An 18084-nucleotide genomic window follows, 5' to 3' on the forward strand; every position below is an offset into this window, starting at 1 on the left:
CTAAATGAAATATACAGCGGTATAATTTATACTCAAACTCTTTAGATTATTGTTTAATTTATACCCTCTTGGAATCCTCCTTTTTGCTGTTTCTTGAGGACTGACAATTTCAAAATTAGGAAGCAAAACCCATAATTGGATCGTGTAATTGATTTTGATGTTCGGTAATGGAATAAAAAACATATTGAAATTTTTGGAAGCCGGTTTTGCCGGTCTCGAATTGACACAAATTATTGATAATCAATCTGATTATACTATCCCGACTTGTTATTAAAAAATTAAACAGAAAATTGGCATACTCCTTTTAAAGCAGTTTAATTTAAGACATTACGTCAACCAACACTTCCATTTTTGTTTAAATTAGTCGAAATAAAAAAACTACATTTCTTACAAAAAATTGAATAAAAATAAATTTGAACAAAAAAATTATTATTTTTACTTCTAACTTTCTTAGAAATGACCCCAAACGAGAACACGCTTATTAAGTTTTAACGGCATTTGCCAATGCTGACGCAACTAAAATATGTGAATGTTACCATCACAACATTCCATTTTGTGATCTGCATTTGGATTAATGAATTATCTCGAGGCAGAGCCATAGAGGTATTAATCGGAAAAAAGCTAATTTTTAGTTTGATGAAAACCTTAGTTTTCAAACTTTCCTCTTTACCCACTAGACAGAACCTCGGGCATTGCCCATCTCAAACAATCAAAAAACAATAATTCGGATTAAAATTCTATTTTGAGAAGCTCTATTAATAAACAGTAAAGATGTTAAGAAATATACAAATAATTATGATGATTTTTTCTTAAATTTGATTATAAAACCAACACTTTATATAAAAATATGCGAATCAAGGAACTAATTTGGCGTTAAGCACTAAAATCATATTTTCAACTCTTAATTCAAATTAAAATAACCCAATGTTTTATTCGTAATATCGACGCAAACAGTCAGATGGAAAGTACGTAGAAGAAAAAGAATAAAGAAATTAAGGCAGAACAAGCGAAAGCAATAATTCTTAACAGAAGATGAACATGAAAAATAGCAAAACAGGATTAGAACTCGCAGCCATTCTTCACAAAAAAGCTGAAGAATTACTTAGTAAAAATATTTCGTCGCCCGAAACACATCTTCCTGATGTAGAAACACTAAAACTCATACACGAACTTGATGTACACCAGATAGAACTCGAAATGCAGAACGAGGAACTACTTTTGGCAAAAAAACAGGCCGAAATTAATGCCGAAAAACATATTAATCTATATGATTTTGCGCCTTCAGCTTATTTCACGTTCTCAAAAGATGGCGAAATTATGGAACTTAACTATAGAGGGGCAAAGCTCTTGGGCAAAGAACGCTCGTTTTTAAAAAAACGCCGTTTTGCCCTTTTTGTTTCTGATGAGACAAGACCCATCTTTAATCTCTTTCTAGAAAAAATATTCGACGAGAAAACCAAAGAAAATTGTGAGGTAATTTTATCAATTATTCCTGATATTCCCACTTATGTTTTACTTAGTGGTATTCCCAGTAACGATGGAGAGCAATGCTTTGTCACTATGCTTGACATTGGCCAACGTAAAAAAGCCGAAGAGAAAATAAGAGAAAGCGAGGAAAAATACCGCTCCCTTTTTAACACCAACAGAGATAGTATCACAATATTTAGAATAAATCCTGACGGTAAACCATCGAATTTTGTTGAAGCGAATATTGCCAAAACCGATATTTTTGGTTATACCAAAGAAGAACTGATGTCTTTAAACATTAGAGACTTGGAAATACTTTCTAAAAAAAAAACAAGAAAAAATAGATTGGAAAGCTTGAAATCAAATGGAAGAATCCATTTTGAAACTATCATCAAAAACAAAAAGGGAAACAAGAGAAATGTCGAGATTGAATCCATATTTATAAACTACGGGAATAAACCTGCAATAATGAATATTATCAGGGACATTACGGAGCGTAAGCAGATGGAAAATAATGCCAAAAAAGCCCATGAAAATTTGGTAACCATTCTTGAAGCCATTCCTGATTTGCTGTTTGAAGTTGACATAGATGGCAGGATTTATCACTATCATTCGCATCATTCTGATTTGCTTGCCATTCCTCCTGATGTGTTTCTGGGAACCCTCTTTCATGAAGCTCTGCCATCAGATGCGGCAAATGTTTACCTAGCGGCAATACAGGAAGCCAATGAAAAAGGCTGGTCAACCGGAAAACAGTATGAGCTGGATTTACCCCAGGGTAAACATTGGTTTGAGCTTTCGGTATCCCCTTAAATGAAAGCGGCAATAAGAACAAACACTTCATCCTCCTCGCCCGTGACATTACTGAACGCAAGCGTGACGAAGAAAAACTTCGTCAACTTTCGCAGGCAGTAGAACAAAGTCCGGTGATGATTATCATCACAAATACAATGGGCAGCGTCGAGTATGTGAATCCAAAATTTACTGAAACAACCGGATATACTTTTGAAGAAATTATCGGTAAAAACCCACGTATCATAAAATCGGGACACACATCGCCCGAAGAATATAAACAGCTATGGAAAACTATTTCAGAAGGTAATGAGTGGTATGGTGAGTTTCATAATAAAAAAAAGGATGGAACCCTTTATTGGGAATCTACAACAATTTCGCCAATTATAAATGCACAAGGAAAAACAACCCACTATATTGCAATCAAAGAAGACATTACCGACAACAAACTGGCGGAGGAGTCCATTTCCAAGCTTGTGCTTCACTACAAAACCTTGCTTCATGCAGCCAGCGAGGGCATTCATATTCTCGACGATCAAGGGCAAGTTTTAGAAACCAATGAGGCGTTCTGTAGCATGCTGGGTTATACCAGTGAAGAGTTGTTGCAACTCAATATTACTGACTGGGACACGCAATGGTCGAGGGAGAAACTGTTAGCAAGTTTCAGCGAATTAATCCGCCACCCTGACCCTATTATGTTCGAGACACAACACCGCCGCAAGGACGGCACATTCTATGATGTCGAGATCAGCAGTATTGGAGTCAAGCTGGAGGGGCGCAACTATATCTACGCTGCAGCCCGTGACATTACTGAGCGCAAGCGGAGATTTGATGAGTTAGTAAAACTCAATCGGGTGTATGCCCTCATTAGTCAAATTAATTATTTAATTATTGGAATACATGATCGTGAAAAACTTTTTCGTGAAGTGTGCAGTATTGCAGTTACCTCCGGAAAATTTCGCATGAGTTGGATTGGTCTGCTTGATGATGACACTCACATTGTTATTCCGGTAGCATGGGACGGATTTGAAAACGGGTATTTTACAAAAATCAAAAATATTCCTGCCAACGATATCTATAAAGGTAGAGGCCCTACAGGAAGAGCCGTGCAAAAAGGAAAAACGGTTGTTTGTAATGATATTGCAAATGATCCCATAATGGAGCCGTGGCGCAAAGAGGCGATACAACGGGGATATTATTCTTCGATATCGATTCCGATCAAAGTTCGCAACAAAATAATAGGCGCATTCTCTTTGTATTCTGACGAACCAGCCTTTTTTTCCAATAAAGAAGAAATCATATTGCTCGAAAAAATCACGTTTAACATCTCATTCTCATTAGAGACAATTCTTATCGAAGAAGAGCGCAAGCAAGCAGAACAGGAATTAATCAAGGCCAAAGAACAAGCCGAAGAAAGCGACCGTCTCAAATCAGCTTTTCTAGCTAATATGAGTCATGAAATTCGTACGCCTATGAACGGAATTTTGGGTTTTACCGAACTTTTAAAGGAGCCGAAAATCTCCGGTAGTGAGCAACAGGAATACATCAAAATCATCGAGAAAAGTGGTGCCCGCATGCTCAGTATCATCAACGATATCATCAATATATCCAAAGTGGAATCAGGACAAGTGGAAATTTCCTTATCGGAAACCAATGTAAGTAATTGGAACGATTTGTTGTCGTATTATTAAAAAAGCTTAATTGTTTGTTTTTCAAACAATTATCTAAATTTATTTAAAAGTAAAACACGACATTATATCGTTTTTACTACTTAAATAACCAGATTGAATATCTTTATACCTTCTTCAAACCTGAAACAAAACAAAAAGGAATACAACTTTCCTTTTATAATCAGTTACCTTTAGAAGGAGCCTCCATAAAAACGGATCGCGAGAAAATATACGCCATTCTTACCAACCTTGTCAAAAATGCCATTAAATTTACCGATACAGGTTCCATTGAATTTGGATATGTTAAAAAGGGTGAATTCTTGGAGTTTTTTGTGAAAGATACTGGCATGGGCATTTCCAACGCCAAAAAGGAAATCATTTTTGAAAGATTCAGGCAAGCCAACGAATTAATTACCCGTAATTATGAAGGTTCTGGATTGGGATTAGCCATTTCTAAAGCTTATGTTGAAATGCTTGGTGGCAAAATTTGGGTCGAGAGTGAAGAAGGAAAGGGAAGTACTTTTTATTTTACTATTCCCTACCTTATTGAACACGAAGAGAAAAAAGCAATTGAAAATGCTGTTTCAGTTGAAAAAACAGATGATCCATTAAAAAAACTAAAGGTATTGGTTGTCGAAGACGACGAAATATCAAAATTGCTAATCTCTATTGCCATTAAAAAATTCTCCAAAGAAATCTTGAACGCAAGCACGGGATTTGAAGCCATTGAAGCCTGCCGTAACAATCCCGATATCGATTTGGTAATGATGGATATTAATATGCCAGAAATGGGGGGGCATGAAGCCACCAAACAAATTCGTAAATTCAATAAAGATGTGGTCATTATTGCACAAACCGCCCATGGATTATCCAGTGACAAAGATGAGGCAATTGCCGCCGGTTGTACCGATTATATTTCAAAACCAGTAAATATAGCTTCGTTAACTGAGTTAATACAAAAATATTTTAAAAAATCAAGGAAGGAATAAATTAAATAATTGGCAATAAAGCGAACAAAAAAGATTATATTTGATAGGGGTTTTAAGTGAATCCATGAGCATTTTCCCATACGCATATTTACGTATAGAACTAAGACACAAGAGCCCACAATCACATACAGAATATATCCCCCAAATGAAGATATGCTGCTTGAACCGGCTAACAAGCAGTAAGAAGCACTTCGTTAAATTTAAGGAAGGCCTATAAGATTACCTATCTCAACAGGAGAAAAAGAACATAATTCAAAACAGAAAGTAATTATGGGAAATACCGGTAACAAATCAAATACCGCAATTCTTCGCCAAAAGGCAGAAGAACTGCTGAAAGAGAAACTGCCAAAAATAACTTCGCAACTTTCCGAAATCGAATTACTTAAACTTATTCATGATATTGAGGAATCCCAGATTAAGTTGGAAATGAGGTATGAAGAACTCGTCGTTCCGGAAAAAGAGCAGGCAGAAATTAATGCCAAATTATATGATTTTGCACCATCCGGTTATTTTACACTTTCCAAGGAAGGTAAAATTATTGGGTTAAACCTCAACGGAACAACAATATTGGGCAAAGAACACTCCCATTTAATAAACAACCCGTTTAGTTCTTTTGTTTCTGATAATACAAAACCAATCTTTAATCTCTTTCTCAACAAAGTATTTAACGGCAAAACCAAAGAATCCTGTGAGATTACCCTGATAACTAATGGTAACTCCCCAATGTTTGTATCCCTTACCGGCATCGTTACCGAAAATGGAGAACAATGCCTGATAACCGTGGTTGACATCACCGATAAAAAACAGAAAGAAGAATTGTTGACCCATGAACAATATCTGATGCGGGCAATTATGAATAATCTTTCCGGCAATATCTATTTTAAAGATCGTGCCAGCCGTTTTATCCGAATTAACAAAGCTCATGCACAATATTTTGGTCTTAGCGACCCATTGCAGGCGGTAGGAAAGACAGACCTTGATTTTTTTTCAGAGGAATATGCCTACAATTCGTTCAAAGAGGAACAGGAAATCATTAGAACGGGGCAAGCATGGAGCAAAGAAGAAAATGAAATATGGCCAGACGGTCGAAAAACATGGGTTTTCACCAATAAGTTACCTCTTCGCAACCTGGAAGGGTCAATCATTGGTACATTCGGTATATCCGTAGACATTACCAAGCGTAAACTGGCCGAAGAAGCATTGCTATTGGCTGAACAAAGTTATAACAATGTTTTTAATTCCGTTTCAGAAGCCATTTATGTACTAGATGAAGCCGGTACTTTCATTGACGTAAATAAAGGTGCCGAAAAAATGTACCAATACACCCGGGAAGAACTTATTGGACAGACACCCTCAAGCGTTGCCGCCCCCGGTCGCAATAATCTTGATGAAATCCAAAGAATGATGCAGACGGTATTTGAAACCGGCATTTCTGCACAATTTGAATTCTGGGCAGTACGCAAGAACGGAGAGGTTTTTCCCAAAGAAGTAATTGTAAATAAAGGTAATTACTTTGGCAAAGAAGTATTAATAGCCACCGCCCGGGACATCACCGAGACAAAACGAACTGAGGAAAAACTTATTGAAAGCCAATACCATCTTCAAACCATAGTATCGACAGAGCCCGAATGTGTCAAGACAGTAGATGCGCAGGGAAACCTGAAAACGATAAACCCTGCCGGACTAGAAATAATCGAGGCTGATTCGCTGAATCAAGTAATTGGGAAACCAATACTTAATATTATTGCCCCGGAATATCGTGGTGCTTATACTGAAATGCATAATCGAGTTCTCAAGGGAGAATCAATCAAAATGGAATTCGAAGTGATTAGTCTCAAGGGAACTCGTCTTTGGGTGGAAACTTCTGCCACGCCTTTACAAGATAATGGAGAGGTAGTATACCTTGCAATTACCCGTGACATCACAGATCGAAAAAGGGCAGAAAAAATACAGAAGGAATCTCTGGACCTTATCCATAAAATCACCAGCCGTGTGCCAGGAGTCGTTTACCAATTTAAGTTGCGCCCTGACGGTAGTTCTTGTTTCCCTTATGCCAGCGAAGGAATTAACCAAATATACCGGGTAAGCCCCGATGAAGTACGTGAAGATGCATCCAAAGCATTTGCAAATATCCACCCCGATGACCGTGCAAATGTTGTAGCCTCCATCCAGGTATCAGCACAAAACTTAACTCAGTGGAAACAGGAATATCGCGTTAAATATGAGAATGGTACCGTTCGCTTTCTTTATGGCAATGCAATTCCGCAGCAGGAAGAAGATGGATCGGTGATTTGGTATGGCTTCATAACTGACATTACAGACCAAAAAAAATCTGAAGAAAAATTGCGCGAAAGTGAAGAAAAATATCGCGGATTAGTAGAGAATTCTCCCAATGCCATAGTCATCTACGTTGACGGAAAAATTGTATTTGCAAACAATGAATGTGTTCATTTAATGGTCGCAAAAAATAAAGAGCAATTGATTGGGAAACCCGTTTTACAATTTGTACATCCAGAAAATCGTTCAAATGTTATTCAAATACTAAAAGAAATAAAAGTAGACGGGAAACCGTTACCTACTTCCGAAGAAAAATTTATTCGATTAGATGGCACTACCGTTGATGTCGAAATAAAAGCAATTCCGACTGTATATAAACACAAAACTGCGGTTCAACTCATTATTCAGGACATTACTGAACGCAATCGTACTGAGGTAAAACTTCGTCAACTTTCTCAAGCTGTGGAGCAAAGTCCAGCAACAACTGTCATTACGGACACGGAGGGCAATATACAGTACGTAAATCCAAAATTTGTAGAAACAACCGGGTATAGTTTTGATGAAATCATAGGAAAAAATCAACGCATCCAAAGCTCGGGACACACATCAGCCGAGGAATATAAAAAACTTTGGGACACTATTAAAGCAGGTAATGCGTGGTATGGAGAATTTTATAACAAGAAAAAAAATGGTGACCTTTACTGGGAATCGGAATCAATCTCCCCAATTTTTAATACAAAGGGTGAAATAACCCATTTTGTTGGCATTAAGGAAGATATCACAAAGCGGAAGCAAATAGAACAAGAGTTAATAAATGCCAAGGAACAGGCCGAAGAAAGCGACCGTCTCAAATCAGCTTTCCTTGCTAATATGAGCCACGAAATCCGCACGCCCATGAACGGAATCCTGGGCTTTGCCGAACTACTCAAAGAACCCGATCTAACCGGTGAAGAACAAAAGGAGTATATCAAAATCATAGAGAAAAGTGGTGTCCGTATGCTCAACATTATCAACGATATAATTGATATTTCGAAAATTGAATCCAAGCAGATGGAAGTTTCAATTTCGGACACAAATGTCAACGAGCAAATTGAATACATTTTTAATTTTTTCAAACCTGAAACCACAAATAAAGGAATTCAGCTTGTCTTCAAAAATGGGCTGCCCGCAAAAGAAGCCATCATTAAAACAGATACTGAAAAAATCTATGCCATTCTTACCAACCTTGTTAAAAATGCCATTAAATTTACGGATAAAGGGACAATAGAATTTGGGTATACCCTAAAAGCAGACCGTAAACCAGCCGCACTGGAGTTTTATGTAAAAGATACCGGTGTTGGGATCCCAAAAGACAGACAGCAAGCAATATTTGACCGTTTTATCCAGGCCGATATTTCCGATAAAAGAGCTTTTCAGGGAGCGGGATTGGGATTGTCCATTTCAAAAGCTTATGTGGAAATGCTGGGCGGTAAAATTTGGGTAGAAAGCGAAGAAGGAAAAGGCTCAACGTTTTATTTTACCATTCCCTACAATGTTGAACCAAAAAAAGAAACTGTCTTTAAAAATACTGCTTCAAAAGAGGAAGAGGAGAATCAAATTAAAAACCTAAAAATATTAATTGTCGAAGACGACACAATATCAAACCTGCTAATTTCGAAGGCAGTCAAAATATTTAGCAAAGAAATTTTGAAAGCAACTACAGGAGTCGAAGCCGTTGAAGCCTGCCGCAATAATCCTGACATCGATTTGGTACTGATGGATATTAATATGCCCATAATGGATGGTTATGAAGCCACCAAGCAAATTCGCCAATTCAACAAAGACGTAATTATTATTGCACAAACTGCTTTTGGTATGACCAGTGACCGGGAAAAGGCAATCGCCGCAGGTTGTAATGATTATATTTCTAAACCCATAAATATAGCCGTATTAGGCGATTTAATACAAAAGTATTTTAAGAAATAAACAGAAAACAAATAGGTAGTTAAACAGTTTTCATTATCAACCCTTTTGTGGTTTGAAGTTTTTAAGAAGACTAAGACTTCAAACCTCAAAATAAAAAGTATAACCGTTAAAATCCATCACTCCAATGATGCAAATTCCGAAAACACCAGTTCCAACCCATCTAAACAGAACATTTTCTGTTCTTGAAATTCTTCAGTACACGCTGCTGGTTTCCGTGTTACTATACTTTGGCAAAACACTTTTTATCCCGCTGAGTTATTCAATTCTCATCAGTTTTATTCTTTACCCAATATGTAAATGGATGGAGAAAAAAGGAATAAGCAAAGGTATTGCCATCTTTATTTCAATTTTTGGCGTGATTCTTTTTTTTGGAGCAATCATTTATTTGCTTTTTACACAAGTAGTGGAATTTTCAAATGAATGGCAAATATTCAGGATAAAGTTATTGGAAACCGCAACCCAACTGAGTGATTTTCTTGCCGAGCGATTTGACATAAGCACTGAAAAACAAATGGAATTTATTAAAAACTCGGTAAACAACTCTGGATCTCAGGCAATTTCATTGCTTAAGATCACCGTTTATTCGTTTTCAGAGTTGATTTTTTATCTGTTGATAATTCCTGTTTATTCCGTGCTCATACTCTATTACCGCCAGCTATTGGTAAATGTGCTATACCATCTTTTCCCTTTGGACAAAAAGGATACCATTCACGAAATTCTTGTTGAAACCATTCATGCCTACTACAATTTTATTAAGGGTATGTTATTGGTCTATTTAATAGTTGGTATTTTGAATAGCATTGGACTCGCAATTATAGGTATTCCACATCCTTTTCTATTTGGGTTTATTGCTTCTATACTCACATTTATTCCATATATCGGGATTATGATCTCTTCCCTTTTGCCAATTGCGGTTTCGTGGATAACTTTCAACTCAATATGGTACCCGTTAGGTGTAATTCTGGTTTTTTCTATTGTTCAGGTACTCGAAGCCTACATAATATTCCCGTTTGCGGTAGGCGGTCGTTTAAAGATAAATACTTTAGTGATTATTGTGATGGTAATTTTTGGTGGCATTTTATGGGGAGCCGCAGGTATGATTTTATTCATTCCTTTTATTAGCATTGTAAAACTAATCGCTGACCGAACGGAGAGTTTAAAAACATTGTCCTTGTTATTGGGCAATGATGGTATTAAAAAAAAGCAATGATAATCCAATAAAAACGGTATTGAGTGTTAGAAATTGGTTTAAATAAGCCTTTTGTTTGAATTTTCAAATCTAAGAAACCCAATACTTCATTATCAGTCAAATTTCTAATTTAAATTTTACTCACCCATGAATCAGGGACTAAACACAGCCGAAGCAAAAGAGAGATTAATAACCCATGGCTATAATGAACTGCCATCGGCAAAGCCAAAAAATATTTGGCGAATCGCTTTTGAGGTGATGAAAGAACCTATGTTTGTTTTATTAATTAGTTGCGCTGTACTTTATATGATAATAGGCGATTATAGGGAAGGTAGCATCTTACTTGCGTCTGTTTTGGTTATTATATTCATTACATTTTACCAATATCAGAAAACGGAAAAAGCACTTGAAGCATTACGAAAACTTTCATCTCCCCGGGCCTTAGTGATTCGGGATGGAATAGAAATCCGAATTCCGGGACGGGAAGTAGTGCCGGACGATCTCATTATATTAAATGAAGGAGACCGTATTGCCGCAGATGGGATAGTATTAGACACAGTAAATTTAACTATTGATGAATCCCTATTGACAGGAGAATCCATTGCGGTAACAAAAAACATCCATACTGACTCATCAAACGCACACGGACTTGTGTTTAGCGGCACCATTGTGGTTCAGGGAAAAGGATTGGCAAAGATCATAGCCACCGGTATACATACGCAGTTTGGCAAAATAGGCGCTTCGCTTGAAAGTATCGAGGAAGACAAGACCCGGTTACAAAAGGAAATGAGCATATTGATAAGAAGGTTATTCATTATTGGCGCCTTTATCAGTATCGGAATAGTGGCTGCTTTTTATTATACAAGGGGTAATTTTATCCAATCCTTGCTAAACGGTCTTTCTGCAGCCATGGCAATTTTACCCGAAGAGTTTCCGGTTGTTCTTACCGTATTTCTTGCATTGGGCGCATGGAGATTGTCAAAAAACAATGTATTGACCAGAAAACCATCCGCAATTGAAACACTGGGCTCAGCTACTGTTTTATGTAGCGATAAAACGGGAACTATTACACAAAATAAAATGGACGTTGCTGCCTTGTATGATGGGAATGAAATATTTCTGAAAAGTGTTTTTGATCAAAAGCAAAACCAAATTACCGATTTAGTTACCACTGCGCAACATGCTTCTCAAAAAGATTCCATCGACCCAATGGAAAAAGCGATTAACATTACGAATAACACATTGGCATCACAAAATGAATCAGAATATAAACTCATCAAGGAATATCCCTTGAGCCGCGAATTACTTGCCATGACACGCGTTACCGAAAATAGTTCCGAAAACTCATTTTCGGTTTCAGCCAAAGGCGCACCGGAAGTCATTTTTACTTTATGTAAAATGAATGAGCAGAAAACAGCAAAACATATATTGGCTGTTAATCAAATGGCGGAACAGGGTTTCCGGGTAATTGCAGTTGCTAATGCGGTGCTTCAAAATAAAAACCTTCCTGAATCGCAGTATGATTTTGATTTTAATTTTCTTGGGCTTATCGGATTGGAAGACCCAATTCGAACAGAAGTTCCGCAGGCAATAAAGGAATGTAAAGAAGCCGGAATTAAGGTAATAATGATTACGGGAGACTTTCCTGCCACTGCTAAAAGTATTGCAAAGCAAATAGGATTGTCTGATAAAGGAGAAATTATTACAGGGGACGAATTGAAAAAAATGAGTGATGAAGAATTAAAAGAAAAAATAAAACGGACAAACATTTTTGCACGTGTGGTTCCTGAACAAAAACTACGGATTGTTCAGGCATTGAAAGCAAATAACGATATTGTGGCAATGACGGGTGATGGAGTAAATGATGCTCCCGCATTAAAGGCCGCACATATTGGTATCGCAATGGGAAATAAAGGAACCGATGTTGCACGAGAAGCTTCATCACTCGTATTGCTGGATGATAATTTTGCTTCCATTGTTTCTGCTATTCGTTCCGGGAGAAGAATCTTTGACAATCTGCAAAAGGCAATGTCCTACATCATTGCCATACATATTCCCATTATAGGACTTACCCTTTTACCGGCATTTTTCACTTCTCTTCCATTATTACTTATGCCTTTACACATTGTTTTTATGGAATTGATTATTGATCCGGTTTGCTCTATTGCTTTTGAATATGAACAGGAAGAAAAAGGAATAATGAATCGCCAACCCAGAAATCCAAACGAACAATTTTTTGGAGGAAAAAGAATATTACTGAGCGTCAGCCAAGGTTTAATACTGCTGATAATGGTCGTTGTTGTTTATTTTATTTGCATAAATGAAGGAGACAGTGACGGAGAAGTAAGAGCTATCGCTTTTTCTTCGCTCATTTTTGGAAATATTTTTCTAATACTTACCAATCTTTCCAATACTCGAGGTGTTATTTCGGTAATAAAGGAAAAAAATTATGCAGTTATCCTGATCCTGTCGGCGGCCATTATTATATTGTTTACAATTCTTTCCGTCCCCTCTTTACAACGCACTTTTAGCTTTGAAGTCACTGATTATAATCGTTTTATTCCCTCTGTTTTGGGTTCAATTTCTATCCTCATAATTTTTGAAACAATAAAGTATACCAAAAACAGAAGAAATGCAAAGGAGGAACAATAGCTGATTTTTCATTAGAACACTGCAGTATTTGGAGAGCTTCAATTACTTCTTCGCAGAATAATCACAGAAATAAGTTTTCGAAAGAGAAAGGTTGAATGAATTATAAATTTATTGTCCAAAATTCTTAAAGTAATCTTAAGGATATACTAACCCTTTTTAAATTTTTCTAATTGCATCTTTGCATTAAAAATAATAGTTATGATATCTTCAACCCATCTTCACGCCATGGCGATTCATTTTCCCATTGCATTGTTAATTATAGGTTTTCTTTCGGAATTAATTGCTTTTATAATAAAAAAACCGTTTTTCAGGCAGACAGCATTTTACTTATTGCTTTTGGGTACATTGGGCACAATTGTTTCCTATCTTTCGGGAAATGCAGCAGGAGAAGGTATCGAAGAAGGTTCGTTGGGGAAAGCAATTGAATTGCATGAACAGGCAGCCACCATTACTTTATGGCTTACCATTGTTACCGCACTTGTCTATCTTGGAATTTATTTTTTTAATTATTCGAAAAAATGGGCGAGAATTGCAAGTATCATTTTGTTTGCAGGAGTAATTGTAGCCATTTCCAGAACAGGATATCTTGGAGGACAATTGGTCTATAAACACGGAGCCGGAGTACAATTGGAACTTCCCGATTTTTCAAATCCAGATATTGAAAACGAAAACAATTAAATCTAAAAGTTTTCTTTAACTTAGCCAGATGAGAATTTTATTGGTAGAAGATGAAACATCGATTGCCGGTTTTTTAAAAGAAGGCCTGGAAGAGGAAGGATTTGCCGTTGATGTCGCCAATAATGGTAGACATGGTCTCGAATTGGCAATGGATAATCTCAATGAATATGATATTATTTTACTCGACTGGATGCTGCCCGGCATTAGTGGAATTGAAATTTGCAGAAGTATCCGCAAAGAAAACAAAATCGTTCCCATTATTTTTTTGACTGCCAAAGATACCGTTGACGATACCGTATTTGGATTGGAAACAGGCGCAAATGATTATCTGAAAAAACCTTTCGCATTCGAAGAATTATTAGCCCGAATTAGGGTTTTGCTTCGAAATACTGTTGGAGAACAAAATATTTTTAAAGCAGGAAATATAGTGTTGAATGTAGATGTTCATCTTGTTACCAAAGGCGGAAAACCAGTGGAACTTACCCAAAAAGAATTTGCATTGCTGGAATATCTGCTTCGAAATAATGGCAAAGTTTGCAGACGCAGCCGAATTATAGAAAAAATATGGGATATTCATTTCGACAAAGACACTTCGGTTATCGATGTATTTATCAATGCGTTACGAAAAAAATTGGACGATAAAAACCAAGAATCCTTTGTTCAAACTATTCGAGGAGTTGGCTACCGAATTAACGACGACCAGTGAAACTAAGCTTCAAGAAAAGAATCGCCATATACAATTTAACTGCCATCGCATCCTTGGCAGCCATTGCATTTATTGCCATATATGCCGTTGTTTACTACACTTCTTACCAACATTTAGACGATGATATAAGTACCGAAAAAGAAGAGGTTTTTAACAATCTTGACTGGCGAGGAGACCATATTATCATGAACAAAATGCCCGAATGGGAAGAAGCGGAACACAAGCAATTAGAAGTAAATCCCACCTTCCTGCAAATTGTTGACCTTCAGGAACACACCGTTTTCAAGTCGGCAAATTTACAGGAAAATCATTTTTTGTTCAATCCAAAAATAGAGGAAACAACTTTTTACAACTCCACCATAAACAAACAAAGGATAAGACAGGGACAATTCCCCATCTTTAATGAAAACAATAAAATAATTGGTCATTTAACCATTGGGGTTTCTCAACAGGAATCTTTCAACGTGTTGCATAATTTATTGATTGTATTGTGTTTAATCTACATCATTATGCTTGGCACTTTGTATGCCATCATATCTTTTGTTGCTTCAAAAGCCATTGCTCCCGTTAACGAGTTAATCGATACCGCCTCCAAAATCAATGAAACCAACATCAATTCCCGCTTGCCATTGCCCGAAAATGAAGACGAAATTCACCAATTGGCAACGACCATCAACGAATTATTGAATCGGCTGGAATACAGCATTCACCAGCAAAAACAATTTACCGCCGATGCCTCTCACGAGATGCACACACCGCTTACCGCCATAAAAGGAACCTTTGAAGTGTTGTTGCGAAGAAAAAGAACACCTGAACAATACGAGTTAAAAATGAAAGAAGTACTTATTCAAACAGACCGATTATCGCTTTTGTTTGATCAATTACTCCAATTAGCCCGCTTGGAATCCAATAATATTCAGGCAAAAATGGAAACCATAATTCTAAAGGAGATTGTCGAAAAAATTATTAATACACATCATTCAGCAATCAAAAGCAACAATATTAAAATCCAGATTTCTATTCCTCAAACCTGTGTTGTAAAAGCAGACTCGACCTTTTTGGAAAGAATCCTTAATAATTTAATAATAAATGCCATAAAATACAATCATCCAAACGGAAATGTGTTTTGCGAATGGAATGAAAAAAAACAATCGTTAACCATTAAAGACGAAGGCATTGGCATATCAAAAAAACAATTACCTTATTTATTTAACCGTTTTTTCAGGGCAGACAATTCCAGAAGTTCCCAAATCCCGGGAAATGGTTTAGGATTATCCATTGTTAAAAAACTATGTGATTTACAAAACATCAAAATCTCCGTTAAAAGTGTTGAAGACAAAGGCTCTTCTTTTATTCTCGAATTTACCGCATAAAATATTTAGCTAATTTTAAGATAATACAAAGTAAAGCCAAAGGTGCGGGTCCTCATCTTTGCAATGTATTTAACAACTAAACTATTTTAAAACTGAAAAGGCAATCTATCATCAGTGGGATTATAATAGTGGTAATCGGTCTGCTACTAACCTCCTGCAAAAAAAATGAAGTGACCCAAACAGAAACGGCTGTTCCAACAAAAGCAGTTGCAACTACACCAGCTGACACGACTAAAGTAACTGCCGTGACAAAAGACACTTTGAAATCTTCTGAAAAAGGTGAAAACGAAAAAAACGAGAAAAAATAAAAACAAACATAAAAAACAAATAAAATGAAAACAAAATTAATAATTCCAGCATTGGCCATAGTAAGTTGTCTTTCCATATTCTCTTGCAAAAACAAAGAAGAGAATAAATCTGAAATGAAAACTCCCGTTGAAAACAAAGACGCAAATGTGAAAACAGAGGAGAATACCGCCGTAAACGTTGAAGATGCCAAAACCAAAACAATTGCGAATTTGCAAGCAGCCTTCAAAGGCGAATCAAATGCAACTGCAAGATATGCGGCTTTTTCTAAAAAAGCAGCCGAAGAAGGACATAAGGAAATTGCAATGCTTTTTAAAGCGGCATCCAACTCCGAAAAAATACATGCAGGAAACCATAAAGCGGTTTTGGAAGAAATGGGAGTTGCCATAGAGCCTGTTGTGCTCGACGTGACGGTGAAGACAACCAAGGAAAATCTTGAAGCTGCCATCAAAGGCGAATCGTATGAAGTAGCCGAAATGTATCCTGCTTTCCTTAAAGTTGCTAACGCAGCCGGTAATCAATTAGCATTGGTAAGTTTTAACTACGCCTATAAAACTGAAATAAAACACAAGGCATTTTATGAGAAAGCATTGGCAGCTTTTGAAAGCAATACGGATAAAACCTTGCCTACGACCTATTTCATCTGCCCTACTTGCGGAAATACTTACGAAACTTCAGCACCAAAACGTTGTGGAATTTCAATGACAAGCGGAGCAAAATTCATCAAAATTAATTCTCTTTAAAATTTAAGAACTCTCAACTAGGATAACTAATCCTATAGAATTCCAATAATTTTATCTTACTTACAAAATATAATTCCTCGACAAATTTGGGGAATTATATTTTTTTTTGGAACCAAGTTTTATAATTCAGAAAAGTTTTTTTATAAAGAATTAAACAACTATTTCAGTGTATCAAAGGCATGAACCCCTCAAAATCAAACTCCCAATCCCTCTCTTTTTTATACCATAATTGACCTTCCGAAACCTGTAAAGGGCAATCAAAATTATTGCTATATAAAGTTCCGGTTCCCAATCCTTGAGGCATCAAATTATGCTGTAAAAAAGTCCATTGTGCAATGGCATTTAGTCCAATATTACTCTCTAAAGCCGAGGTAATCCACCAGCCAATATTGTACTTTTCGGCTAGTGTAATCCACTCTTGCGTACCCCGAAAACCACCAATAAAACTGGGCTTTAAAATGATGTATTGTGGCTTGATTTTTTGCAATAATTGTTCTTTTTCTTCCAACGAAAACACACCTATTAACTCTTCGTCCAAGGCGATGGGAATTGGAGTGATTTTACACAACTCTGACATACTGTCAGTATTGTTTTTTTGAATAGGTTGCTCAATGCTATGTAATTTAAATCCAGCTAATTGTGTAATTTTATCTAAAGCTGAAATTACGTCGAAAGCACCGTTCGCATCCACCCGAATTTCGACCTGTTCCGGAGTAAAATTTTCCCGAATATAGCGCAATAATTGCAATTCTTTATCAAAATCTATAGCACCTATTTTGAGTTTGACACAACGGAAACCTTCCGCCAGTTTTTCCTCTATTTGCCGCTTCATAAAAACCTCTTCTCCCATCCAAACTAAACCGTTAATCGGAATTGATTTTGTGCTGTTGGTAAACTCAGAAGGAAAGAGTAAAAAAGGGCTTTCGCTTGCTAAAGATTCGAACGCCATTTCGACTCCAAATTGTATCGAAGGAAACTCGATTAGTGATTCCCATAACTGATCTTTTCCGAGATGAATATTAGCACAAGTCCACCGTAATTTTGCTTCATAATCTGGCCGATCATCAACACTCAAACCTCTCAAAATTCCACACTCGCCTATTCCTTTTTTACCATTATTTTCGAGTATGATAAACCAGGTTTCTTTCTCATTCATAATGCCACGAGAAGTTCCCGATGGTCGTTTAAATTGAAGAATGTATTTGTGGTAAGTTGCTTTCAAAATAAGTTTTGGGTTTTGGGTTTTCAATTGAGACCTACAAGGTTTTGGAAACCTT

The 18084-nt window shown here is 36.7% G+C and carries 12 protein-coding genes; 11 read left to right on the forward strand and 1 reads right to left on the reverse strand.

The window, feature by feature from the left end:
* Positions 1–1038: 1038 nt before the first annotated feature.
* The 11 genes from B2145_RS01305 to B2145_RS01355 all read left to right on the forward strand — a co-directional run bounded on the left by B2145_RS01305 (position 1039) and on the right by B2145_RS01355 (position 16807).
* A complete protein-coding gene (locus B2145_RS01305; protein ID WP_291097334.1) occupies positions 1039–2280 on the forward strand; it encodes a PAS domain S-box protein in 1242 nt (413 codons plus the stop codon).
* Positions 2281–2327: 47 nt separating this feature from the next.
* Positions 2328–3950: a PAS domain S-box protein gene (locus tag B2145_RS01310; protein ID WP_291097428.1), complete on the forward strand. Its 1623-nt coding sequence runs from the start codon at positions 2328–2330 to the stop codon at positions 3948–3950.
* Positions 3951–4156: 206 nt separating this feature from the next.
* Positions 4157–4918 (forward strand): ATP-binding protein, encoded by a 762-nt coding sequence (locus B2145_RS01315; protein ID WP_291097430.1) that lies wholly within the window; start codon positions 4157–4159, stop codon positions 4916–4918.
* 270 nt (positions 4919–5188) lie between these two features.
* Complete coding sequence (locus B2145_RS01320; RefSeq protein WP_291097336.1) at positions 5189–9160, forward strand: PAS domain S-box protein; 3972 nt, start codon at positions 5189–5191, stop codon at positions 9158–9160.
* Positions 9161–9284: 124 nt separating this feature from the next.
* Positions 9285–10370, forward strand: coding sequence for an AI-2E family transporter (locus tag B2145_RS01325; RefSeq protein WP_291097338.1), 1086 nt, complete (start codon positions 9285–9287; stop codon positions 10368–10370).
* Positions 10371–10496: 126 nt separating this feature from the next.
* Positions 10497–13001, forward strand: coding sequence for a cation-translocating P-type ATPase (locus B2145_RS01330; protein WP_291097340.1), 2505 nt, complete (start codon positions 10497–10499; stop codon positions 12999–13001).
* Between the two features lie 198 nt (positions 13002–13199).
* The gene (locus B2145_RS01335) at positions 13200–13679 is read left to right on the forward strand and encodes a DUF2231 domain-containing protein (protein WP_291097342.1); all 480 of its coding nucleotides are present in this window, start codon (positions 13200–13202) and stop codon (positions 13677–13679) included.
* Positions 13680–13707: 28 nt separating this feature from the next.
* A complete protein-coding gene (locus B2145_RS01340) occupies positions 13708–14385 on the forward strand; it encodes a response regulator transcription factor (protein ID WP_291097344.1) in 678 nt (225 codons plus the stop codon).
* A complete protein-coding gene (locus B2145_RS01345; protein ID WP_291097346.1) occupies positions 14382–15758 on the forward strand; it encodes a sensor histidine kinase in 1377 nt (458 codons plus the stop codon). The genes B2145_RS01340 and B2145_RS01345 overlap by 4 nt, the downstream gene beginning before the upstream one ends.
* A gap of 170 nt (positions 15759–15928) precedes the next feature.
* Positions 15929–16066 (forward strand): hypothetical protein, encoded by a 138-nt coding sequence (locus tag B2145_RS01350; protein ID WP_291097348.1) that lies wholly within the window; start codon positions 15929–15931, stop codon positions 16064–16066.
* 24 nt (positions 16067–16090) lie between these two features.
* Positions 16091–16807, forward strand: a complete 717-nt coding sequence (locus tag B2145_RS01355; RefSeq protein ID WP_291097350.1) for a rubrerythrin family protein — start codon at positions 16091–16093, stop codon at positions 16805–16807.
* 163 nt (positions 16808–16970) lie between these two features.
* Here B2145_RS01355 and B2145_RS01360 read toward each other — a convergent pair whose 3' ends face one another.
* Positions 16971–18029: an o-succinylbenzoate synthase gene (locus B2145_RS01360; protein WP_291097432.1), complete on the reverse strand. Its 1059-nt coding sequence runs from the start codon at positions 18027–18029 to the stop codon at positions 16971–16973.
* Between the last annotated feature and the right edge of the window lie 55 nt (positions 18030–18084).

The sequence above is a fragment of the Flavobacterium sp. UBA5153 genome (assembly GCA_002413745.1).
Taxonomy (GTDB): Bacteria; Bacteroidota; Bacteroidia; order Flavobacteriales; family Flavobacteriaceae; genus Flavobacterium.

Bases quoted from the DNA above. Each gene is read 5' to 3' on its own strand.
- B2145_RS01340 (WP_291097344.1), top strand. From the start codon at position 13,708: ATGAGAATTTTATTGGTAGAAGATGAAACATCGATTGCCGGTTTTTTA.
- B2145_RS01330 (WP_291097340.1), top strand. From the start codon at position 10,497: ATGAATCAGGGACTAAACACAGCCGAAGCAAAAGAGAGATTAATAACC.
- B2145_RS01355 (WP_291097350.1), top strand. From the start codon at position 16,091: ATGAAAACAAAATTAATAATTCCAGCATTGGCCATAGTAAGTTGTCTT.
- B2145_RS01335 (WP_291097342.1), top strand. From the start codon at position 13,200: ATGATATCTTCAACCCATCTTCACGCCATGGCGATTCATTTTCCCATT.
- B2145_RS01320 (WP_291097336.1), top strand. From the start codon at position 5,189: ATGGGAAATACCGGTAACAAATCAAATACCGCAATTCTTCGCCAAAAG.
- B2145_RS01305 (WP_291097334.1), top strand. From the start codon at position 1,039: ATGAAAAATAGCAAAACAGGATTAGAACTCGCAGCCATTCTTCACAAA.
- B2145_RS01325 (WP_291097338.1), top strand. From the start codon at position 9,285: ATGATGCAAATTCCGAAAACACCAGTTCCAACCCATCTAAACAGAACA.